Raw genomic sequence first — 22,087 nt, forward strand, 5'->3', positions numbered from 1 at the left:
TCCAAGGGATAAGTAGCGAATGTAATCAGGCGGCCTTAGGCAGCGGCGCGTGTTCCTTCTGTTCCGGCTCCAGTTTCTTCCGCATTTTCCCGCCGTGCCCGTGGGTGTTCGGGAGCACCGGGAAGAGTGCAACGAACACCTTGTAGCCGAGGATCTCCAGAGCCACGATACCGACGGTGATCATGATCTCTGCGAAGGACGGGAAGTACCTCCACCCCTTGCCGGGGTTGAACCCGATCAGGTAGACGTTGAAGCGGTAGAGTGCTCCGCCGAGCACGATCATGGCGGCGGAGACGAAGAGCCAGCGCGGGGAGTGGCGCATCTTCTTGACGAAGAGAAGAAGCGAGCCGACCGCAACCAGCAGGAACTCGGTCAGGAAGAAGCCGGAATAGAAATCGCCTTTAAGGGCGGCGCCCACCTGCCCGCGCCAGATCAGGTCCCCCACCACGACGCTCAGCCAGATCACCGTCACGTACGGGATGAGGTTGGCGAGCCCCGACAACTCCTCGGTCTCGTAGGGACGTTTGAAGCTGTAGCAGGAGATGAGCGACTCCAGGATGGCGATCGCGTAGCCGATGAAGATGCAGTTCAGAAGGAACAGCAGCGGCAAAAAGCCGGTGTGCCAGAGCGGGTGCAGCTTGGTGGAGGCGATCAAGAGCAGCGATCCCAGCGACGACTGGTGCATGGTCGGCAAGGTGATCCCCAGGACGATGAAGAAAATCAGCACCTTGTTGAGCCGCGGTTTCAGCCAGGCGGCGCCCAGCCGGACGGCCTCCAGCTTGTCGACCATGTCATCCGGATCGGGAGCGATCTTCGGGTGCAGCCAGTCGCGCACGCGGTGCATGGTCTCCCACTTGCTGTTCTCGATGCTGGTCAGGATGGCGGGGATGAACTCGATGATGAGCACCGTCGAGTAGGCCATGACGCAGAGTGCCACCTCGAACATGGCGGAGTTAGCCTGCCACTTCGAGGGGATGAAGAAGTTGTAGGCATTCCACGGGCGGCCCAAGTCGACCATGACCGAGAAGCCGGCCAGGCCGTAGCCGAACATGGAGGTGAGAATCGCGGAGCGGATCAGCGGGTGGTACTGCATCCTGTTCCGGATGTAGACCAGGATGGCAACCGCGTAGCCGCCGCAGGCGATGGCGGTGCCGGTGGCGACGTCGTAGGTGATCCAGATACCCCACGGGTAGCCGTCGCTCATGTTGGATACCGCGCCGATCCCTTTCACGTAGCGCACGCCCACGAAGAAGAAACCGACCATGACGGTGAGGAGGAGGATCCAGAAGGCCTTGGTGAAGATCTTACCTTCCAGTCTCTGGTATTCATCTTGATGATGAGACATCAGCTTTCCTCCTTGTCATGAGAGTCATGGCCTTCCTTGCCGTGCCCTTTCATGTTCTTCACCGCGATGAAGCAGAGGGTCGAGTACAGGGCCACCGGGGCGATGAACCCCTTGTAGATGGTGTGCTGAATCTTCTCGGAAAACTCGGCGGGTGCCTCGGGCTTGATTTCCGGCAGCCCCAGCTTGTTGAACGGCATGGCGGCCAGGTACATATGGTTGGTGCCGCCCCCTTCGTGTTCGCCGTAGACGTGGGCGATGTAGCGGTCAGGGTTCTCGAGAAGCCTCTGGTGGGCCTCTTCGAGGAGGTCCTTACGCTTACCGAACTTGATGGCGCCGGCCGGGCAGGTCTCCGCGCAGGCCGAGATCCCTTTCTCGCGCAGGTTGGTGTTTTTGCAGAGGTCGCACTTGACGATCTGCGGGATGGCCTTCTCCCACTGGAACTTCGGGATGTTATAGGGACAGGCAACCTGGCAGTAACGGCAACCGATGCAGGTGTTCTTGTTGTAGTCGACGATGCCGGTCACCTTCTCCTTGGTCATGGCCGATACCGGGCAGACCGAGACGCAGGAAGGCTTCTGGCAGTGCATGCAGGAGTACTTCACGTAGCTCCAGCGCTGGTTGGACTCCTTGAAGAGCTTGATGAGGGTCCGGGTGGAGCCGTCGAGGTCGCTCGGGGCATCCCACAGGCCGTCGGAGTCGAAGCTCGCTTTCTCGTAGGAGAGGCTGCCGTAGTCACGGTTCACGCGCTTGCAGGCGGACATGCAGGCCTTGCAGCCGACGCACTTGGTGGCGTCGTAGAGCATGCCGACCTCTTCGTTATTGACGACCAGCTTTTCACTGGCGCCCGCGGTGGCGGCGGTCCCGGCGACGACACCGGCACCGACCGCGACCACCTTCAAAAAGTCGCGCCTACTTTGTTTCTTCATCGTGCCCCTCCTGCTCCTCTCCGGAAGGCAGTTTCTTGGCGACCATGGCGCCAGCCCCCAGAGCGGCACCGGCGGCCAGTCCGACGAAGCCGGTGGTCAGCGGATCGGGGCCTTTCCCCTTCTCCTTGAGATCGACCGGGGCGTAGCTGTCGAACGGGGTCGGCTCGTGGATCTGAACCTTCTCGGCGATCGCCTTCTGGAAAAGGATGCTCGGTTCGGTGCAGCCGATGCAGGGGTGCCCAACCGAGACCGGCCACACGCCGACGTCGTTGAAGCGCTGGACCGAGCAGTTCGCGTAGGTAGCCGGACCTTTGCACCCCAGTTTGTAGAGACAGTACCCCTCGGCATGGGTGGCGTGGCCGTAGGCCTGGGCGAAGCGCCCGGCGTCGAAATGGGGACGGCGCTCGCAGTGCTCGTGGATCTTCCTGCCGTAGGCGAACTTCGGACGGCCGAGGTTGTCCAGCTCCGGGATTTTCTTGAAGGTCAGGTAGTAGAGAACGGTAGAGAGGAAGTTGTAGGGGCTCGGCGGGCAGCCCGGAAGGTTGATGATCGGCTTGTCCTTGATGATATCCTTGACGCCGACCGCGCCGGTCGGGTTGGGAGCGGCGGCCTGGATCCCGCCGTAGCTAGCGCAGCTGCCGATGCAGATGATGGCTGCGGCGCCTTCGGCGGCGTGCTGCAGGGATTCCAGGGCAGTCTTGCCGGACACCTTGCAGAAGATGCCGTTCTGCTTGGTCGGGATGGCGCCTTCCACCACCAGCAAGTACTTGCCGTGGTTGGCGGCCATCGAGTCGTGCAGCGACTTCTCGGCCTGGTGCCCGGCACCCGCCATCAGGGTCTCGTGGTAATCCAGCGAGACCATGTCGAGGATGAGGGTAGAGATCGTCGGATGGCTCGAACGGAGCAGAGACTCCGAGCATCCGGTGCACTCCTGGAAGTGGAGCCAGATGACGGCCGGATTGCCGTTCTTCTCCACCGCCTCAGCCACCTGGGTGTGCATGGCAAAGGGAAGGCCCATCATGGCCGTGGCGGCCATGCAAACCTTCATAAAACTCCTTCGCGTAACTCCTTCACAAATCATTTCATCGTCTTTCATACCACCTCCGGGAGAGTCGAGTCGCTAGTATCGAGCAACAGCCATGCCAACGCCCCGGAGTGCGAAAAAACCAGCGATTCCGTAAACGCCATAAAAAAACGGTGGCCCCGCCGAATGGGCACACCGCGCACTTTGTATCCTTCTGTCTTGCCGTTTTGTATCATTTTGTCCAACCGGTGCGCCAAAGTGACGCACACCTTCTCGTGCGTTCATCTATTCTCCCCCCCTTTGCAAACGTTTATCGGGGAGTTACTGGGAGACCATCAAGTCCCCCTTGATAAAGGGGGATTTAGGGGGATTTGCCTCTCGACCCACCAAAGTGCAAATCCCCCCTGTCCCCCCTTTGACATGGGGGGGACCTCGTTTCGGCAACCGTCCCCGATGTCCCTCTAGAAGCTTCGCAAAGGGGGGGACGCGTCGCTGATGCTGCAGGTGTAACTCCCCCTCCCCTGGAGGGAGGGAGCAAGGGGGGTGGGGGAAGCATCCAGGAGGCGCCGCAGCGGGTCCGGCTAAATCGGGAGAATAACGCTGAAAGAGGTGCCGAAACCGGGGCGGCTGGTGACCTCGATGGTGCCGCCGTGTTCCTTCACGATGCCGTAGGAAACCGAGAGACCGAGGCCGGTACCGGTGGTCTTGGTGGTGAAAAACGGGTTGAAAATCTGGTTTACGTTCTCGGCCGGAATTCCCACGCCGGTGTCGGAGATGCATACCTGGAAGGTCTCTTCGTCCAGGCCGGGGAGTGTCTCCACCGTCAGGGTGCCGCCCGCCGGCATGGCCTGCACCGCGTTGAGAATGAGGTTGGTGAAAACCTGGTGTAGCTGCCCGCTGTCGCCGGAAACCAGGGCTACTTTCGGGGAGAACCTCTCCTCAAGCTCGATCCCATCCAGCGACTCCTGGTGGCCGATCTGCGCAAGGATATCCTTCAGGAGCCCGTTGAGCTGGACCGTCCCCTGCTCGCGCCGCTCGCGGCGGGCGAACTTGAGGAGGTTGGTAACGATCCGCTCCACCCGCTTCACCTGGGCGAAGATCGTTTCCACCTCCTCCCGGTTGGGGTCGTCCTCGTCGATGGAGAGCTGCAGGAGCTCGGTATTGCCGCGGATGATGGCCATCGGGTTGTTGATCTCGTGCGCCACCCCGGCAGCCAGCTCACCGATAGCAGCCAGCTTTTCGACTCGCAGCAACTCCTCCTTGGTCTGCAGCAGGAGGCGGTTATTCTCTTCCAGCTCGGCGGTCCGCTGCTCGACCTTCTTTTCCAGGTCGCGGTTGAGCTCGATGATCCGCTCCTCCCTCTCGTTCAGAGCCCGGCTCATCTCGTTGAAGCTCCCGGCCAAGTCGCCGATCTCGTCGCGGGAGTCGATGTTGCTTTGGACGTTCCTCTCCCCGGCGGCGAGTTTCTTGGCCAGCATGGAGAGCTCTTTCACCGGGCGGGCCAGCCGGCTTCCCAGCACGCCGGACACCGAAACCCCGATCAGAAGGCTTAGAAACACCACTGCGCACAACAGGAGGTTCAGGTCCGAACGCCCGGTCGAATAATTGCTCTCCTGCATACCGAGATAGAGCGCACCGAGGGGAACGCCCTGGAGGGAGCGGATCGGGTCGTAGGCGGTCAGATACCAGTCATTGGAGACGAAGGTGCGCTCCACGGTCCGGTTATCGCCCAGCAGCACGCTGCGGTAGATCTCGTCGGGCAGCTTCTCCCCGGCGGGATAGTTCGCAGTGGCCGGCCCGGCCCCCGCTATGCGGACCTTCCCGAAAAACAGGTTGGCCGCCCCCACCTCTTTGCGCTGCCCCGCCCCCTCGTAGACCGCGGTCTTGATCTTTTCCAGCAAGGCATTGTTGTTGTTGAGGAGAACACCGCCGCACATCGCGCCGACCACCGTACCGGAGGGAGCGCGAACCGGAACCGCCACCTTCAGAAACAGGCCGGCAACCACCGTATCGGCCCCAGCGACGACCTTCGCCCGCTGGGTCAACGCCCCCCCTTCCAGGGCAAGCCTTGATACCGGTATCACGGTAGCTCCCGCGGCGACCTCCCCCTTGAGGGCGCGGGCTACGTATTGGTCGCCATTTTGGAGATCGCCGTAGATGAGAGGATTGGCCGCGCGGAACACCACCTTGCCGTAGGCGTCGACCGCCGTAAGGAGGTCCAGATGCTCTGCCTGGCGCACCGGCCCCAGCAGGGTCGCGAGGGTGGTGCGATCTCCGGCATCTATGGCCGGGGCCGTGGCCCCCAGGGCGGCGGTGAAGCGCACCACGTCGTTGACCCGGGAGAGTTCCTGGCGAAGCGCCTCGCGGGCCACGTTGAGGTCGGTCTTGGCCTTTTCCTGCGCCTGGCCGCTCATCTTGGTGTTGACGATGAAGATACCGGCCAGGAAACAGAAAACGATGCCTATCGCCAACGGGATCAGGGTGGCGACCGTGAGCTTAGTCTTGATGGGGAATCGGCTCAGGGAGAATTTCATTCGGGAATGGCTATCGCGTACTCGGCTATCTTGCGGTCCAGGGTCCGGCGCGAAATACCGAGTATATCTGCGGACTTGCTCTTATGAAAGCCGGTGCTCTCCAGGGTATGGGCGATATGGTCGCGCTCCATGTTTTCCAGCGACACCAACGGCACGTCCTTCTTGGGCGGCGCTTCCGGCTCCTTCTTCCACATCGGTAGCTCTTTGGGTGTGATACATTCGGTACGCGCGAGGATTACCGCCCGCTCCATGACGTTTTCCAGCTCCCTGATATTGCCGGGCCAGTCGTAGTAAGTGAGGAGCCTGAGCGCGTCGTCGGTGATGAGCGTGACCCGCTTCTTGATCTTCTGGGCGTATTTCGCCAGGAAGTGCTCGGCGAGCGGCCGTACGTCCTCCCGGCGCTCCCGCAAAGGCGGGAGAGGAATGCTGATGACGTTGAGACGGTAGAAGAGATCCTCCCGGAAGGTCCCCTTGCGGACCTCGTTTTCGAGGTTCTTGTTGGTGGCGGCCACGAAGCGGACATCGACCTTTATGGCCTTGGTCGATCCAACGGGGATGAATTCGCGCTGCTGGATGACCCGCAAGAGTTTGGCCTGCATCGGAAGACTCATGTCCCCCACCTCGTCCAGGAACAAGGTGCCGCCGTCGGCCTCCTGCAAAAGCCCTTTCTGTGCGGAAGTGGCGCCGGTGAAAGCGCCGCGGACATGGCCGAAAAGCTGGCTTTCGAGGAGGGATTCGGTGAGGGCTGCGCAGTTTATAGAGAGGAAGCGGCCGTTGCGACGCAGGCTGTTGCAGTGGACAGCTCCCGCGATCAGCTCCTTTCCGGTGCCGGATTCGCCGAGCACGAGGATATTGGCGTCGCTGGCTGCCACCTGCAGCGTCATATCGTAGATCTCGCGGAAAGAATCGCTTTGGAAGACGATTGCCTGCTGAAGGGGTTTCTCCAGTTCCGACTTGAGGGAGAGGTTTTTCTGGATCAACTGCTCTTTCTCCAGAGCGTTGTTGATCATCCCGAGGATCTTTTCCTTGGGGAATGGCTTGGTTACGTAATCGTAGGCGCCGAGCTTGATGGCTTCCACCGCTGCGTCGATGGTACCGAAGGCGGTCATCACGATGACCGGTAGCGCCGGCCGTATTTTCTTGGCCTCGGAAAGGACGGTGATACCGTTGATGTCCGGCATCCTGACATCCTGAAGCAAGAGGTCGGCGTCATCGAGGTCGCCGGCCTTAAGCCGAGCCAGGAGTTCCTTCCCCCCCGTGAAGGTCTCTACCAGGTGCCCCTCCGAGTTGAAGAGCTTCTTCAGGTATTTGAGGATCCCTTCTTCGTCGTCGCAAATCAGAATTCTTCCCTGTGCCATTGCCACTCCTGCCTTGCTCAATACTGCCATCAGGATCCCCCTCGCACTCTACCGCTGCCGTTTGAGAGTACAACGATGGCAGCCGATAGTAACATCGCACGCGCTGCTTCTTCAAAGCAATTTCCGGGCACTGTAATAGCCTGTCCGGGATCGCGCGACGCTGTATACATGCAAAATCGGGTCCAGATAATTCTGATTCGGTTTACCGCCTGCGCCCCCCGAACAATTCGTCGGCGTCCCCTTCCCTTCCACATTCTTTCAACGCCAGCAGACAGTTCTTCCGCTCCTCGGGCACATGGTAGAGAAGGAGTGACTTCTGGAGCCCTTTCTCCCTATCGCTTTTGGCGACGTAGACCTTGGCACCGGTCAGGGGATCGATCCCCGTGTGGTACATGCAGGTGGAGAGAGTACCCGGGGTGGGGGTGAAATCCTGCACCTGCTCGACCTTCATCCCCCAGCGTCTCAGCATGAGGGCGAGGTCGACCATGTCCGAAAGGGTGCAGCCGGGGTGGCCGGAGATGAAGTAGGGGACGATGTGCTGCTTCTTCCCGATGCGCGAGCTCTCCTTGAGGAAGGCGTCGCGGAAGCGCTCGAACGTTGCACGCCCCGGCTTGCGCATGGCGGCGGTGACGCGGTCGGTGAGGTGTTCGGGAGCGACCTTGAGCAGTCCGCTTACGTGGTGCCCGATCAGTTCGCGGAGATAGCGCGGCTGCCGCTCGAGGAGGTCGTAGCGGACCCCGGAAGAGACGGCGATATGTTTGACACCCGAGACACCCCGGGCGCGGGCGAGAAGGCGGGAGCTCCGGGCGTCGTCGGTGACGAGATTGCCGCACGGCTTGGGAAAGAGGCAACTCTCACGCCGGCAGACCTTCTCGGCCTCCTTGTTCCCACAGGAAAGGCCGAACATGTTGGCGGTCGGCCCGCCGATATCGCTCACGCTCCCGCGGAACCATGGCTCGGCGGCCAGGCGCTTGAGTTCGTCCAGCACGCTGGCGTCGCTGCGGGATTGAATGGTCTTACCCTGGTGATGGGTGATGGCGCAGAAGGCACAGCCACCGAAGCAGCCGCGGTGGGTAGTGACGGAGGTCCGGATCTGCTCGTAAGCCGGGATCGCCTCGCCATAACTTGGGTGCGGCGCTTTCTGAAAGGGGAGCGCGTAAAGGGCGTCGAGCGCCTGAGGGGTGAGAGGCTGCGCCGGAGGATTGCACACCAGGTAACGCTCGGCATGGCGCTGGACGACCACCCTGGCGCAGCCGGGGTTCTGTTCGGCGGATAGGAGCTTGAAGGAAACGGCGAAGGTTTCTTTGGCGGCGGAGACCTCTTCGTAGGAGGGGAGTTCGACGGCTTTGGCGCCAGCGCTAAAATCCCCCCTGTCCCCCCTTCGCAAAGGGGGGGACGCGTCGCCACCGCTTTCCCGGCTTTCCCGGCTTTCCCGGCTTTCCCGGCTTTCCACGGTGTCCACGGTGTCCACGGTGTCCACGGTGTCCACGGTGTCCACGGTGTCCACGGCGGTGACAGTGGCGGCAGTGGCGGCGGCACCCGGCGGGGTGGACGCGACGTAGGCGGTGCCGCGGATGTCGCGGATGGCGGCGAAGTCTTCGCCGGCCTGCAGCCGTTCCACCAGTTCCCGCAAGGGTGCCTCCCCCATGCCGTACACCAGCAAGTCAGCCTTGGCGTCGAAGATGATCGAGCGGCGGACCTTGTCCTCCCAGAAGTCGTAGTGGGCAAAGCGCCTCAGGCTCGCCTCGATGCCGCCGATCACCACCGGCACATCGCGGTAGGCCTCTTTCAGCCTCGAGGTATAGACGATGGTGGCGCGATTGGGCCGGGCGCCATGGCGGTCGCCGGGTGTGTAGGCGTCGTCGCGGCGAAGCTTCCGTGCCGGCGTGTAGTGGGCCACCATTGAGTCCATGGCGCCAGCCGCCACGCCGAAGAAGAGGCGCGGCTTCCCCATCGCCATGAACGGTTCCTTGCTCCGCCAATCCGGCTGGGCAATGATCCCCACCCTCAGCCCCAGCGATTCCAGGAAGCGCGCCAAAAGCGGCACCCCGAAGGCCGGGTGGTCGATGTACGCATCCCCGCTCACGAAGATGACATCCAGCTCGTGCCAGCCGCGTGCCCTTGCTTCGGCCATCGTGGTCGGAAGGAAGGCGGACACGGACTTATCCCCCATCCTCACCCGGTCACTCCCCTTGAAGGGGAGGTTACCAGCGGCAGAGGTACTCGCAGGAGCCGGATTCTTCGCCGAGGCGGGCTTGGTCGAAGGCTTTGAGGGCTTCGCCGGGACCGGCTTGGACGGAGACGATTTCGAGGTGCTGGAGTGCGGCGATGACGGCTTTGGCGATTTCGGCTTGCTAGGAGAGGAATGAAAGTTGGGTCTGCCGGATTGCTGCTTGGGGGAGCGTGCCTTTTTCATAAAACCTTTGGCTCGTCACGAGCCTTTTATCAAAGTCCCCCTTTGAAAAAGGGGGATTTAGGGGGATTTGCCTTTCAGATGAAACACCTGCAAATCCCCCCCTGCCCCCCTTTTTTAGAGGGGGGAGGAGAGAATGGGGAGACTACGGGAAGACCGGGAGGAGTTCCAGGCCAAGGGTCTCGGGGAATCCGCACATGAGGTTCATGTTCTGGATTGCCTGACCGGAGGCGCCTTTGACCAGGTTGTCGATGGCGGAGAGGATGATGATCCTGCCGGTCCGCTCGTCGACCACGATGCCGATGTCGCAGAAGTTCGATCCCCGCACGTACGCAGTGGAGGGGAGACGCCCTTCCGGCAGCACCCTCACGAACGGCTCGCCGTCGTAGAAGGTTTCATAGAGAGTGATGAGCTCGGCCGCCGTCACCTTCCCGTTGGGGGCTGCGTAGATGGTCGAGAGGATCCCGCGGTCCATCGGTACCAGGTGCGGAGTGAACGAGATGGCGATGTCGCTGCCGGCCAGCAGGGAAAGCTCCTGCTCGATCTCCGGGATGTGCCGGTGAACGCCACCCACGCTGTAGGCGCGGAATGCCTCGTTGACCTCGCAGTACAGGTTATCGACCTTGGCGCCGCGGCCGGCCCCTGAGGTCCCTGACTTGGCGTCGACGATGATCGAGGCGGGATTGATCACCTTCCCCTTCAGAAGCGGTGCGAGGCCGAGGATGACGCTGGTCGGGTAGCAGCCGGGGTTGGCAATCAGCGACGCCTCGGCGATCTCGGCGCGGCGAAGCTCCGGAATGCCGTACACGGCCTGCTCCAGGAACTCAGGATTGAGGTGCTTGTCGTACCACTTGTTGTAGACCTCGGCATCGTGCAGACGGTAGTCGGCGGAGAGATCGATCACGTCCTTGCCCATCTTCAGGAAGGTCGGGACGACCGCCATGGCGGCCTTGTGCGGAAGAGCGGTGAAGACCACGTCCACTTTTTCGGCGATGGTTACCGGCTCCAGGTTCTCCAACAGGATGTCGCAACGGCCACGGAGAGTCGGAAAGACATCGCTGACCGGGCGGCCCGCACTCTGTTCCGAGGTTACGCAAGTTACCGCGACCTCAGGATGGGAATGAAGAATCCGGAGTAACTCTACACCGGTGTAGCCACTGGCTCCGACTACGGCAACCTTTAACATGGAACGCCTCCGTGCACTGGTAATTCGGGAATTGTAGTAGGTAGTGAAAGGAAAAGGCAACCGATTTGTAGCACCGAACAAACAGCAAAAGGAGGAACCCTTGCGGATTCCCCCTTTGAAGTGCTGAATGAACGGCTTTCCGGCAGCGGATTAACGCTTGGAGAACTGGAAGCTTGCGCGGGCAGCTTTCTTGCCGTATTTCTTTCTTTCCTTGATGCGCGAATCGCGGGTGATGAAACCAGCCTTTTTGAGGGTGCCACGCAGTTCGGCTTCGGCCTCGATGAGGGCCTTGGTGATGCCGTGTTTGATGGCGCCGGCCTGGCCGGAGTCGCCGCCGCCTTTGACGGTGACGAAGATGTCGTACTTGCCGACATTCTCAGTCAGCTCAAGCGGCTGCTTGACGACCATCTTGGAGGTTTCACGACCGAAGTACTGGTCGAGAGACTTGGTATTAACCGTGATCTCACCCGAACCCGGCTTGATCCAAACCCTGGCGATCGAGGATTTCCTTTTTCCCGTAGCGTAAAAGCTCACTGCCATTTTATATCTCCTGATGTACGAATTAGATGTTCAGATTTTTCGGCTGCTGTGCGGCATGCGGATGAGCAGAGCCGGAGTAGATCTTGAGCTTCTTCAGCATGTGACGGGCAAGCTTGTTCTTGGGAAGCATACCCTTGACCGCTTTCTTGAGGAGCTCTTCCGGCTTCTTGTCAAGAAGCTTGCCGGCAGTGATCTCTTTGAGACCGCCGGGGAAAGAGGAGTGGCTGTAGTAAGTCTTGTCGGAGAATTTCTTGCCGGTCAGGGCAATTTTCTCGGCATTGACGACGATTACGAAGTCGCCGGTATCGACACTCGGGGTAAAGGTCGGCTTGTTTTTGCCACGCAGGACGTTGGCGATTTCGGTGGCAACACGGCCGAGGACCTTATTATCCACATCAACCAGGTACCAATCCCTGGTCACTTCTTCTTTTTTGGCAACTTGCGTCGTCTTCATAAAACCTCACAGCTATCTGGAATTAGCAAAAGCTACTATGGGAAATTCGGAAATTGAAAATTTAATCGAATTGTCTGTCCGTGTCAAGATAAAAACTCGGATAATGTTTGATTAACAAGGTCGGCACTAGGTCCCCCCCCTTTGCGAAGGGGGGACAGGGGGGATTTTAGCTATCGGTGGAGAAGCCCTCCTCCGCCCCAATGGCCGGGTTCCCCCACCCCCTCACCCCCTCCCTCCAAGAGAGGGGGAAATCGGGACCGGCATTTTCAGCGACTCTTCCGGGTAGAATACTTCCATCAGGCAAAGCCCCTGCGGCGGCGCGGTGATACCGGCGTCCGGGCGATCCCCTTCGAGAAGGAGCCGCCTGATATCCTCCGCAGTTCTCCTTCCCAGCCCGACGTCCACCAAGGTCCCCGCCATGATCCGCACCATGTTCTTGAGAAAGCCGCTCCCGTTGATGTCGAGGTGAAGGAGTTCCCCCTCCCGGACCAGATCGATCGAGTTGATCCTCCGGATGGTCGTTTTGGCCGCGCATCTGGCTCCCTGGAAGGCAAGGAAGTCGTGCTCGCCGATGAACCCGGCCGCCGCCGCCTCCATAGCCGGAACGTTCACCGGTCCCGGCACCCTCCACGACGTATGCCTCACCAGGGGTGAGCGGAAGCGGTCGAGGAGGAGCGTGTACCGGTAATGTTTCGACACCGCATCCGCACGCGGATTGAACTCCAGCGGGACCTCGCACGCGTCGCGCACGGCGATGTCCTCGGGAAGCTGGGTATTGAGCCCCTCGCGAAAGGCGCGTAGCGGCATCCCCTTGCCGGTCCTGAAACAGGCCACCATGCCGCGGGCATGGACACCGGCGTCGGTCCGCCCCGAGGAGCGGAGCTTGGCCGGCTCGCCCAGCATGCGGCCGAGCGCCTCCTCCATGACCTCCTGGATGGTAAGCCCGTTCGGCTGGATCTGCCAGCCGGCATAGGCGGTGCCGTCGTATTCGACGATGAGCTTGATGTTCCGCATACGGCCCCGTGGTGGTTACAGGTATTTCTCGATGAGGATCTCGGCGATCTGCACCGCGTTGGTGGCGGCACCCTTGCGGAGGTTGTCGGCCACGATCCAGAGGTTGAGGCCATTCTCTACCGACTCGTCTTCGCGGATGCGCCCCACGAGGGTGGCATCCTCTCCGGCGGCATCGATCGCCATCGGGTACTCGCTCTCCTCAGGATCGTCAACGAGTTCGACACCCGGCGCAGCCTTCAGGAGCGTTCTTGCCTCGGCCACGGTCAGCTTCTTCCCGGTCTCGATGTTGACCGACTCCGAATGCCCGAAGAAGACCGGCACCCTGACGCAGGTGGCGGTGGTCTTGATAGCCGCCCCCATGATTTTCTTGGTCTCGTTGACCATCTTCATCTCTTCCTTCGTGTAGCCGTTGTCGCAGAAGGAATCGATCTGCGGCAGGCAGTTGAAGGCGATCTGGTGCGGATAGACCTTGTTTTCGGCGGGGCGGCCGTTCAAGAGCTCACCGGCCTGGATCCTCAGCTCGTCGATGGCCTTGTTGCCGGTGCCGGAAACCGCCTGGTAGGTGGAGACCACGATCCTCTTGATGGCCGCCGCGTCGTGCAGCGGCTTCAATGCCACCACCATCTGAATGGTGGAGCAGTTCGGGTTGGCGATGATCCCCTTCTTCCTGAAACCGGCGATCGCCTCCGGATTCACCTCCGGCACTACCAGCGGGACATCCTCATCCATCCGCCAGGCGGAGGAGTTATCGATGCAGACCGCGCCCGCCTTGACTGCGGAGGGGCAGAACTCCTCGGAGCGCGCACCGCCCGCCGAGAAGAGAGCGATGTCGATCCCCTTGAAGGAATCGTGGGTAAGCTCTTCCACCTCGATGGATTCGCCGCGGAACTCGAGAAATTCGCCGGCGCTCCGTTTGCTGGCCAGCAACTTGATCTTCCCGACCGGGAAATCGCGCTCATCCAGGCACTCCATCATCTGCGCCCCGACCGCGCCGGTAGCGCCCACGATTGCAACATTGAAAAGCCTGCTCATATCTTCTCCTTACGTTCGTCCTCTATTTTCAATCCCCCCTCCCCTTGAGGGAGGGGGCGAGGGGGTGGGGGAGGTATCAACGGAGTACCGAAGCCAGCCTCCCCCCCACCCTGCCCCTCCCCCTCCAGGGGGGAGGGAACAAGAGGCAAAAAGAGAAGCGCGCCCCGCAAGGGGACGCGCTCCTTACTGCCGTTATGTGAGGAAGAGACTACCTCTCCTTCAGGATCTGCAGCATGCGGCGCAGCGGCTCGGCGGCACCCCACAGGAGCTGGTCGCCGCAGGTGAAGGCGGTGACGTACTCCGGCCCCATCTTCATCTTGTGCAGACGGCCGACCGGAACGGTGAGCGAACCGGAAACGGCGGTCGGGGTGAGCTGGGCCAGGGTGTCCGGCTTGTTGTTGGGAACGTACTTGACCCACTGGTTGTCGTTCTTGATCATCTCCTCGAGGTCGGCGAGAGGAACGTCCTTCTTGAGCTTGATGGTCAGCGCCTGGCTGTGGCAGCGCATGGCGCCCACGCGGACGCAAAGGCCGTCCACCGGGATCGGGGTGGCGGTGCCGAGGATCTTGTTGGTCTCGGCGTACCCTTTCCACTCCTCGCGGCTCTGGCCGTCTTCCACTTCACGGTCGATCCAGGGAAGGACACTCCCGGCCAGCGGGAAGCCGAACTCCTTCACCGGCATGTCGCCGCCCCTAAGGGTTGCGGTGACCTTCTTGTCGATTTCGAGGATGGCGGAGGAAGGATTCTTCAGCTCCTCGGCCACCGCCGCATTCAGGACACCCATCTGGGAGAGAAGCTCGCGCATGTTGGGAGCGCCCGCGCCCGAGGCGGCCTGGTAGGTCATGGAGGATATCCACTCAACCACGCCGGCGCGGAAGAGCCCGCCGAGGCCCATCAGCATGAGGCTCACGGTGCAGTTGCCGCCGATGTAGTCCTTGACCCCCTTGGCGAGCGCTGCATCGATGACGTTGCGGTTGACCGGGTCGAGGATGATGACGGCATCGGACTCCATACGGAGGGTCGAGGCCGCGTCGATCCAGTAGCCGTTCCAGCCGGCCTTGGCGAGCTCCGGACGGACCGCCTTGGTGTAATCGCCCCCCTGGCAGGTGATGATCACGTCGAGCTTTTTGAGCTCGTTGATATCGGAAGCGTCCTTCAGGGTGCCGGCGTTCATCGGGGCCGGCTGCCCCGTCTGGGAAGTGCTGAAAAACACCGGCTCGATACCGGCGAAATCATTCTCCTCCTGCATGCGCTGCATAAGGACGGAGCCAACCATACCACGCCAACCGACAAGTCCGACTTTCATAGTTCGTTCCTTTTCGCTTATTGGGTTAATAGGGAAGTAAGTGTTTAGCTATTACAGGTTCGCGATGATCGCGTCGCCGATCTCCTTGGTGTTGACCAGCTTCTCGCCTTCCTTCTGCTGATAGATGTCGCGGGTGCGGTAGCCCTGATCGAGCACCTTGGCCACCGCGCTGTCGATGGCGTCGGCCGCCTCGACCATCCCGAAGGAGTAGCGGAGCATCATCCCGGCGGAGAGGATCTGGGCGATCGGGTTGGCGACACCCTGGCCCGCGATATCCGGGGCGCTGCCGCCGGAGGGCTCGTACATACCGAAGGAACCTTCAGCCAGGGAGGCGGAGGGGAGCATGCCGAGGGAGCCGGTCAGCATCGCGGCCTCGTCGGAGAGGATGTCGCCGAACATGTTTTCGCAGAGGATGACGTCGAATTGCTTCGGCCACTTTACCAGCTGCATAGCAGCGTTGTCCACGTACATGTGAGTGAGCTCGACGTCCGGGTACTCCTTGGCGATCCCGATCACCACTTCACGCCACAAAACCGAGGAGGAAAGGACGTTGGCCTTGTCGATCGAGCAGACCTTCTTGCCGCGCTTTCTGGCCGCCTGGAAGGCGACGTGGGTGATGCGCTCGATCTCGGGGACGCTGTAGCGCATGGTGTCGACCCCGACGCGCTCACGCCCTTCCCCTTCGATCCCTTTCGGCTGGGAGAAGTAGATGCCGCCGGTCAGCTCGCGAATGACCAGCACGTCGAAGCCCCCCGCGATGACCTCTTCCTTCAGGGAGGAGGCGCCGGTCAGGGACGGGAAGATGATGGCCGGACGCAGGTTCGCGTAGAGGCCGAAGATCTTGCGAAGCGGCAAAAGGGCGCCGCGCTCCGGCTGCTCGTCGGGCGGAAGGCTTTCCCATTTCGGGCCGCCTACCGAGCCGAAGAGGATGGCGTCGGCGTTCTTGCAGATGTTAACGGTGGTTTCGGGAAGCGCACGCCCCTCGAGGTCGATGCCGGCACCGCCGACGTTTGCGTGAGTGCGCTCGAACTTCACCTCGTAGCGTTTCTCGATTGCGTCCAGCACCTTCAGCGCCTCGGCCATAACCTCGGGGCCAATGCCGTCACCAGGAAGAACCGCCACTTTGAAAAGCTTTCCCATTTATAAAACCTCCACGTTGTTATTAAATTCGCGATTCTATTAGCGTAGGCGCTGGATTGTCAATACAAAAAAGGCCGTCAAACAAAGGTTTAACGGCCTCAATTACAGTTATGGAAACAGCCAGTTACGGCGCTTTGATCTCCTCGCTCTTCGTCCTTAGCTTCTTGACCAGTGCAGGGTACCCCTGGCTGTTGATGATCCGGTTGAACTGTCCCCGGTAGTTGGAGACGAGGCTCACCCCTTCGATCACCACGTCGTACACCATCCATCTCCCGTTTTTGAGCAGGAGCCGGTAATCCAGTGCATATTCGTCCCCCTTGGGAGCTATGACTTTCGACCTCACCTCCGCATGCTGTCCGTCCACCACCTCGTTGAGGTAGACGATCTTCTCGTTATGATAGGACTCGATCTTTCCGGCGTAGGAGTTCTGCAAAAGGGTCTCAAACAGGGAGACGAACTCCGCGCGCTCCTGGGGGCTCCGCTCCTTCCAGTGGGTTGCCAGCGAGCGCTGGGCCATCTCCCCGTAGTCGAAGATCCGGCTGATCGACTGCTTGAGTGCCTGCCGGCGCTGCTGTTCCTTCTGCGGCTTTTTAAGCTCAGGATTCGACACGACCCTGACCACCTCGTCGACCACCTGTTTGACCTCGCTGGTGGGCGAGGCATAGCCATTGGCAGGGGTGACAACGCAAAGAAAGAAGACCATGACCAGTGACATAAACGATGACTTCATACTCATTCCTCCCAACCAGGTACTGCCGCATCTCCGCACAACTTGCGGTTTATATTCATGAGTGTTATGGTACCATCTTTGTATTCCGCGGGGTAGAGCATACCATCCGGCACTGATTCAGCAACCGGATAATCAATCGCAATCCCTGACTCTTGGAGCGGCCTGAGCCATGAATCGTCTCCCTTGCCTTGCCCCGCCGATTTCAATTCACGCCCCCCTTACAATGGGCGTCTTCCGGAGGAACCATGTCCTTACTCCCGCGACCGCTACTGCTTGCCGCCTGCCTCGGACTCTTTGCCTTGACCGCCTGCTCGACTGCACCGAAGCACCGTCTCATGGGTAATCCCGAGAACCCCTATCCGCTGGAGACGCCCCCCAAGGTCGGGGAGATCGTCCACCTCGCCACCGGCGTCAAGGTGAGCGCCGAGGAGATGCTCGACATCGCCGGCGACTCGCGGGTGGTCTACGTCGGCGAGACCCACGACAATCCGGCTTCCCACCGCCTCGAGCTTTTGGCACTTAAGGGAATGGAGCGCCGCCACCCGGGCCAGACGGCCCTCGGGATGGAGATGTTCACCCGGTCGCAGCAGCCGATCCTGGACCGCTGGGTGGCGGGAGAGTTGGACGAAAAGAGCTTCGTCAAGACGTCCAAGTGGTACGACAACTGGCGGATGGATTTCGACTACTACCGCGACCTGCTCCTCTTCTGCCGGGACCAGCACATCCCGGTGGTGGGATTGAACGCGGACAAGAGCCTCGTGCAGGCCGTGAGGAGCAAGCCGCTCGCAGAGCTCACCCCGGAAGAAAAGGCGCAGCTCCCCGAATTCGACATGAACGACCCGTACCAGCGCGGGATGACCGAAAGCATGTTCCAGGGGCACACCCATGGGAAAATGGCCGTGGAAGCCTTCCTGCGGGCCCAGACCTTGTGGGACGAGACCATGGCCGAGTCGGCGGTACGCTTCCTCAAAAGCCCGGCCGGCAAGGGGCGTCACCTCGTGGTGATCGCGGGGGGCAATCACATCAACTATGGATTCGGCATACCCCGCCGTGTCTTCCGGCGGCTCCCCACCTCGTACACCTTGATCGGCGGGAGCGAGATCAGCATCTCCGAAGGGAAGGTCCCCGAGTACATGGATGTCACCATCCCGGATTTCCCGATGCGGCCCTACGACTTCCTTGCCTTCATCTCCTATGAGCAGTTGCAGAAGCAGATCCTGCTCGGCGTCGCATACGAGCCCGAACCGAACGGCAAAGGGCTCAAGGTACAGACCGTGGTCCCCGATTCCAACGCATCCCGCGCCGATATCAAGGCCAGCGACATCCTTACCGCCATGGACGGCGAGCCGCTCACCGACGGCTACGACCTTTCGTTCGGCATCAAGAAGAAAAACCCCGGCGACCACGGAACCATCGAACTGCTGCGCGACGGCAAACCGATGAAGGTCGACGTGGAGTACCGCGGCGCTGGCGGGGCCCCGGCAACGGGAGCCGCCCCGGCGGCAGGCGCCCCCCCGGCCGCCAGCGAAACCCATCCCAAAGAGAAACCGTGACCGGCCGGCCGCAAGGAGAATGCCCGTGAATCGATCCCGCTCTCTCCGGGTGCTTACCGTCTCGGTACTGATCGCGCTCTGGGTGAGCCTGCCGCTCAATGCCCTGGCAGGCTCGCGCGACATTCTCTGGGATATCATCGGCAACTGCCTCGACCCGTCGGCCGCGGACTACTGCGCCAAGTGCCGGGCACCCCGTGCGGAAACAGCCTGTGCCGCGGAGAATTTCTGCAAGGAGACCACCGAGGTCTGGGCCGAAACTGCAGACTTCGTCGCCGTCCGCGACCGCAAGATGTGCGGCTGCCCTTCCGGCTTAGTCCATGGGCTGGCCATCCCCCGCGCCCGGGTGGCCGGTGTGGAGGATCCGCGGCGTCCGGCCGCCATATGGGAGTTCGCCTGGGCCACCGGGCGCTCGAAGATTCCCGAAGAGGATCTGCTCACCGTCGTCGTCAATCCCCGTAGCGGCCGCAGCCAGGACCAGATGCACCTGCACATGGTCAGGCTCAAGAAAGACGCCCGCAGCCGCTTTTCCTCCTACCCGACCGCCCGGATACGCGACCTCGCCAACGTATGGGACACCGCGAGCCGCCTCGCCTGCGCCGCGAAGCTCTCCGAGTACGGCGTCCTCGTGGCCCGGGATCCCGGGGGGGGATTCGTCGTGCTGGTCGATGCCGCCAGCCCCGAGAAGGACTTCGTCCAGGAGCGTTGTCTCCCGAACCAGCCACACCAACCGTGAGGAGCCGATAGCATGACCGCACCTTCGACAGGGCCGCACCAGTTCGCCATGCCGGCCTGGATCAGCACCGCCCCCTTCGAGCAACTGCTCAACATGACGATCCATTGCGCCGAAGACGGCAAAGCGACCCTCTCCATGCCCTTTTACCAGGAGTACTGCAACGGTGCGGGGCTCATGCACGGCGGAGCGCTGGTGAGCCTCGCGGACACCGCCGTCGTCATGGCCATCAAAAGCCTCGTCGAGCCGGGCTCCCACTTCGCCACCATCAAGATGGAGGTGAGCTTCCTCCACCCGGTAAAGAAAGGGGTGGTCACCGCCCGTGCCGAGGTGGTTTCCCGGGAAGAGAGGATCATCCAGGGGATCACCACCGTCTATGACGACGAGGAGCGGGGTGTGATGGAGTTCCGCTCCACTTTCAAGATCGCCCGCGACGTCAAGGTCCGCGGCATTACCTTCGGAGACTAGACCACCTGACCTTCCTCACCAGCCCCGCTCCGGGGTAATCCCATAATCTCCCCGGGAGATCCGCCTCCTCGCTTCCGCCCAGGCGTCCCCGCACCACAGCCGTTGACGCCCGGGGTCCGGATGTGACATAGTTCGCCGGAATTCCACCTTTTCTCCGGCAGTTACCAATTGGAGCACGCGATGAGGACCAGGCTTCGGCGGGGGGCCGCCAGGGAAACCAGGAAAATTGTCGTTATCTACGCCCTCTTCGGGAGCGCCTGGATCTTCTTTTCCGACACCCTGGTCTCCGGGATGATCGAGAGCAGGGAACTCATCGCCCGCCTCTCCGTCTTCAAAGGGCTTCTCTTCATCCTCATTACCTCCGCCATGCTCCACCAGTTGATCGGGCGCTTCGGCCGGCGCAACGCCGAGATGATCGAGGAACTGGCCGAAAGCGAAGAGCGCTTCCAGACCATCTACCACAACGTCAACGACGCGATCTTCATCCACGCCCAAGACGGCAGCATCCTCGACGTAAACCAGACCATGTGCACCATGTACGGTTACCCCCGCGAGGAGGCCCTCAAGCTCTCCGTACAGGACATAAGTTTTGGCCGCCCCCCCTACTCGCAGGCAGAGGCCATGGTCCACCTCGAGAAGGCCGCCGGCGGAGAGGTCCCGGTATTCGAGTGGCTCTGCCGGCGCAAAGACGGCACGCTCTTCTGGACCGAGGTCAACATGCGTGGGGCCGCCATCCGGGGGGAACCAAGGGTCATCGTCGTGGTACGCGACATCACCGCCAGGAAGGAGAGCGAGGAGACGATCAGGAAGAACGAAGAGGCGCTCAAGGGGATGATGGAGCAGATGCCGACCGGGGTAGCCTGGACCGGCGAAACCGGTACCTTTGCCTACCTCAACCGCTGCCTCATCGACTGGCTCGGCTACACCGTCGAGGACGTTCCCACCGTCGAACAGCTTCTGGTCCGCGCCTTTCCCGAGGCCTCCGGCGGAGGTACCGTCCGGGAGGTCTGGAACCGTGCCATCCGAACTGCCCGGGAAGGCGGCGCCGTCCCTCCGGTCGAGGGGACCGCGACCTGCAAGGACGGCTCCCGCCGCCACCTGATCGTCAACATCCGGCTGGTACACGACCGCTTCCTCTACATCTTCACCGACCTCACCCGCTGGGAGGCGATGCAGTCCGAGATCCTCAAGACCCAGAAACTGGAGTCCCTCAGCATCCTGGCCGGCGGGATCGCCCACGACTTCAACAACATCCTCACCGGCATCCTGGGAAATCTCTCCTTCATGGGGCTTCTCATCGATCCCTCCCACCCGGCCCGCAAGTCGCTGGGACACGCCGAAAAGGCGTCGCTGCGAGCCGCCGAACTGGCCCACCAGCTCCTCACCTTCGCCAAGGGGGGAAACCCGGTGAAGAAGGCGGTCCCGGTGAAGGATCTGGTCAAGGAGTCACTCTCGCTGGCGCTGCGGGGATCGAACTCGAAGGCGGTGGTCGATCTCCCGGAGGTGATCGACTGCATCGAGGCCGACGAGGGGCAGATGAACCAGGTCTTCAACAACGTCATCATCAATGCGCTGCAGGCGATGCCGGGGGGCGGGACTCTTACGGTGAGCGGAGAGAACGTGGTGCTGGGGGAGGACAGCGGCCTGCGGCTGCCGCCGGGACGCTACGTGAAGATCAGCTTCGCCGACCAGGGGTGCGGGATTCCTAAGGAAGAGGTGTCGAGGATCTTCGATCCCTTCTACACGACCAAGGCGGGGGGGACCGGGCTGGGGCTCGCTTCGGTCCACTCCATCGTCGGCAAGCATAACGGCAAGGTGGAAGTCTCTTCCACCATCGGCGCCGGAACCACCTTCACCTTCTACCTTCCTGCCTGTCGCCACTCGCCAGAGGGCGAGGCCGCACCCGGCTGCGGTGCAGACCAGGTGGAGACTCCCCAGGGAAGGATCCTGGTGATGGACGACGAGGAAACCATCCGGCTCCTCACCCGCGATATCCTCAATCACTTCGGGTATGAGGTGGTGGCCTGCGCTACCGGCGAAGAGGCGGTCTATATCTACCAGGAGGCGGTGGAAGAGGGGAGCGGATTTGCCGCCGCGATCATGGATCTCACCGTTCCGGCGGGGATGGGTGGCAAGGAGGCGGCCAAACTTATTCTCGCCCTCGATCCCGACGCCGCGCTGATCGTGTCGAGCGGTTACAGTAACGATCCGGTGATGGCCAGCCACCGGGACTACGGCTTCCAGGCCGCCATCACGAAACCCTACGGCTGGACCGAAATCAGGGAGGCGCTCCGCCAATTGCCGCAGAAAAGCTGACCTTCAGCTCAGCCTTCC

At 61.6% G+C, this 22,087-nt stretch carries 19 protein-coding genes; 5 read left to right on the forward strand and 14 right to left on the reverse strand.

What is annotated here, in order from left to right; translation table 11 throughout:
• Positions 1–25: 25 nt before the first annotated feature.
• The 6 genes from hybB to L4X63_RS14140 form a co-directional block, all read right to left on the reverse strand.
• Positions 26–1,345, reverse strand: a complete 1,320-nt coding sequence (hybB, locus tag L4X63_RS14115; protein WP_250679286.1) for a Ni/Fe-hydrogenase cytochrome b subunit — start codon at positions 1,343–1,345, stop codon at positions 26–28.
• Positions 1,345–2,271 carry a hydrogenase 2 operon protein HybA gene (gene hybA / locus L4X63_RS14120; protein ID WP_250679287.1) on the reverse strand — a complete coding sequence of 309 codons (927 nt, stop codon included), beginning with the start codon at positions 2,269–2,271 and terminating at the stop codon, positions 1,345–1,347. The genes hybB and hybA overlap by 1 nt, the downstream gene beginning before the upstream one ends.
• Positions 2,255–3,367 (reverse strand): hydrogenase small subunit, encoded by a 1,113-nt coding sequence (locus L4X63_RS14125; RefSeq protein WP_284694642.1) that lies wholly within the window; start codon positions 3,365–3,367, stop codon positions 2,255–2,257. The genes hybA and L4X63_RS14125 overlap by 17 nt, the downstream gene beginning before the upstream one ends.
• 509 nt (positions 3,368–3,876) lie before the next feature.
• Positions 3,877–5,829: an ATP-binding protein gene (locus L4X63_RS14130; protein WP_250679289.1), complete on the reverse strand. Its 1,953-nt coding sequence runs from the start codon at positions 5,827–5,829 to the stop codon at positions 3,877–3,879.
• Positions 5,826–7,187 carry a sigma-54-dependent transcriptional regulator gene (locus L4X63_RS14135; RefSeq protein ID WP_250679290.1) on the reverse strand — a complete coding sequence of 454 codons (1,362 nt, stop codon included), beginning with the start codon at positions 7,185–7,187 and terminating at the stop codon, positions 5,826–5,828. Before L4X63_RS14135 ends, L4X63_RS14130 begins: the two co-directional genes overlap by 4 nt.
• Positions 7,188–7,389: 202 nt before the next feature.
• A complete protein-coding gene (locus L4X63_RS14140; protein WP_250679291.1) occupies positions 7,390–9,360 on the reverse strand; it encodes a YgiQ family radical SAM protein in 1,971 nt (656 codons plus the stop codon).
• Between L4X63_RS14140 and L4X63_RS14145 the strand changes: the two genes are divergently transcribed.
• Entirely contained in the window at positions 9,323–9,556 is a 234-nt protein-coding gene (locus tag L4X63_RS14145) for a hypothetical protein (protein ID WP_250679584.1), read from the forward strand. The two genes, L4X63_RS14140 and L4X63_RS14145, sit on opposite strands and share 38 nt — an antisense overlap.
• A gap of 189 nt (positions 9,557–9,745) precedes the next feature.
• Here L4X63_RS14145 and argC read toward each other — a convergent pair whose 3' ends face one another.
• The 8 genes from argC to L4X63_RS14185 all read right to left on the reverse strand — a co-directional run bounded on the left by argC (position 9,746) and on the right by L4X63_RS14185 (position 17,002).
• Positions 9,746–10,786 carry an N-acetyl-gamma-glutamyl-phosphate reductase gene (gene argC / locus L4X63_RS14150; RefSeq protein ID WP_250679292.1) on the reverse strand — a complete coding sequence of 347 codons (1,041 nt, stop codon included), beginning with the start codon at positions 10,784–10,786 and terminating at the stop codon, positions 9,746–9,748.
• Positions 10,787–10,936: 150 nt separating this feature from the next.
• A complete protein-coding gene (gene rpsI / locus L4X63_RS14155) occupies positions 10,937–11,326 on the reverse strand; it encodes a 30S ribosomal protein S9 (protein ID WP_250679293.1) in 390 nt (129 codons plus the stop codon).
• A 22-nt stretch (positions 11,327–11,348) separates the two neighbouring features.
• A complete protein-coding gene (gene rplM / locus L4X63_RS14160; protein ID WP_250679294.1) occupies positions 11,349–11,780 on the reverse strand; it encodes a 50S ribosomal protein L13 in 432 nt (143 codons plus the stop codon).
• 222 nt (positions 11,781–12,002) lie between these two features.
• On the reverse strand, positions 12,003–12,794 hold the full coding sequence (gene truA / locus L4X63_RS14165; RefSeq protein ID WP_250679295.1) for a tRNA pseudouridine(38-40) synthase TruA: 792 nt from the start codon (positions 12,792–12,794) through the stop codon (positions 12,003–12,005).
• 15 nt (positions 12,795–12,809) lie between these two features.
• On the reverse strand, positions 12,810–13,826 hold the full coding sequence (locus L4X63_RS14170) for an aspartate-semialdehyde dehydrogenase (protein ID WP_250679296.1): 1,017 nt from the start codon (positions 13,824–13,826) through the stop codon (positions 12,810–12,812).
• A 208-nt stretch (positions 13,827–14,034) separates the two neighbouring features.
• Positions 14,035–15,132 carry an aspartate-semialdehyde dehydrogenase gene (asd, locus tag L4X63_RS14175; protein ID WP_250679297.1) on the reverse strand — a complete coding sequence of 366 codons (1,098 nt, stop codon included), beginning with the start codon at positions 15,130–15,132 and terminating at the stop codon, positions 14,035–14,037.
• 51 nt (positions 15,133–15,183) lie between these two features.
• On the reverse strand, positions 15,184–16,272 hold the full coding sequence (leuB, locus tag L4X63_RS14180; protein WP_250679298.1) for a 3-isopropylmalate dehydrogenase: 1,089 nt from the start codon (positions 16,270–16,272) through the stop codon (positions 15,184–15,186).
• Positions 16,273–16,396: 124 nt separating this feature from the next.
• Complete coding sequence (locus L4X63_RS14185; RefSeq protein ID WP_250679299.1) at positions 16,397–17,002, reverse strand: Tgt2/MlaC family protein; 606 nt, start codon at positions 17,000–17,002, stop codon at positions 16,397–16,399.
• Positions 17,003–17,247: 245 nt separating this feature from the next.
• Here L4X63_RS14185 and L4X63_RS14190 point away from each other — a divergent pair, with 245 nt between their 5' ends.
• The 4 genes from L4X63_RS14190 to L4X63_RS14205 all read left to right on the forward strand — a co-directional run bounded on the left by L4X63_RS14190 (position 17,248) and on the right by L4X63_RS14205 (position 22,069).
• Positions 17,248–18,555 carry a ChaN family lipoprotein gene (locus tag L4X63_RS14190; protein ID WP_250679300.1) on the forward strand — a complete coding sequence of 436 codons (1,308 nt, stop codon included), beginning with the start codon at positions 17,248–17,250 and terminating at the stop codon, positions 18,553–18,555.
• 25 nt (positions 18,556–18,580) lie between these two features.
• The gene (locus L4X63_RS23915; RefSeq protein ID WP_250679301.1) at positions 18,581–19,288 is read left to right on the forward strand and encodes a CDP-diacylglycerol diphosphatase; all 708 of its coding nucleotides are present in this window, start codon (positions 18,581–18,583) and stop codon (positions 19,286–19,288) included.
• Positions 19,289–19,300: 12 nt separating this feature from the next.
• Complete coding sequence (locus L4X63_RS14200) at positions 19,301–19,753, forward strand: PaaI family thioesterase (RefSeq protein WP_250679302.1); 453 nt, start codon at positions 19,301–19,303, stop codon at positions 19,751–19,753.
• Between the two features lie 180 nt (positions 19,754–19,933).
• Positions 19,934–22,069 carry a PAS domain-containing hybrid sensor histidine kinase/response regulator gene (locus tag L4X63_RS14205; RefSeq protein WP_250679303.1) on the forward strand — a complete coding sequence of 712 codons (2,136 nt, stop codon included), beginning with the start codon at positions 19,934–19,936 and terminating at the stop codon, positions 22,067–22,069.
• Positions 22,070–22,087: the final 18 nt, after the last annotated feature.

The sequence above is a fragment of the Geomonas sp. Red32 genome, from assembly GCF_023652955.1.
Taxonomy (GTDB): domain Bacteria; phylum Desulfobacterota; class Desulfuromonadia; order Geobacterales; family Geobacteraceae; genus Geomonas.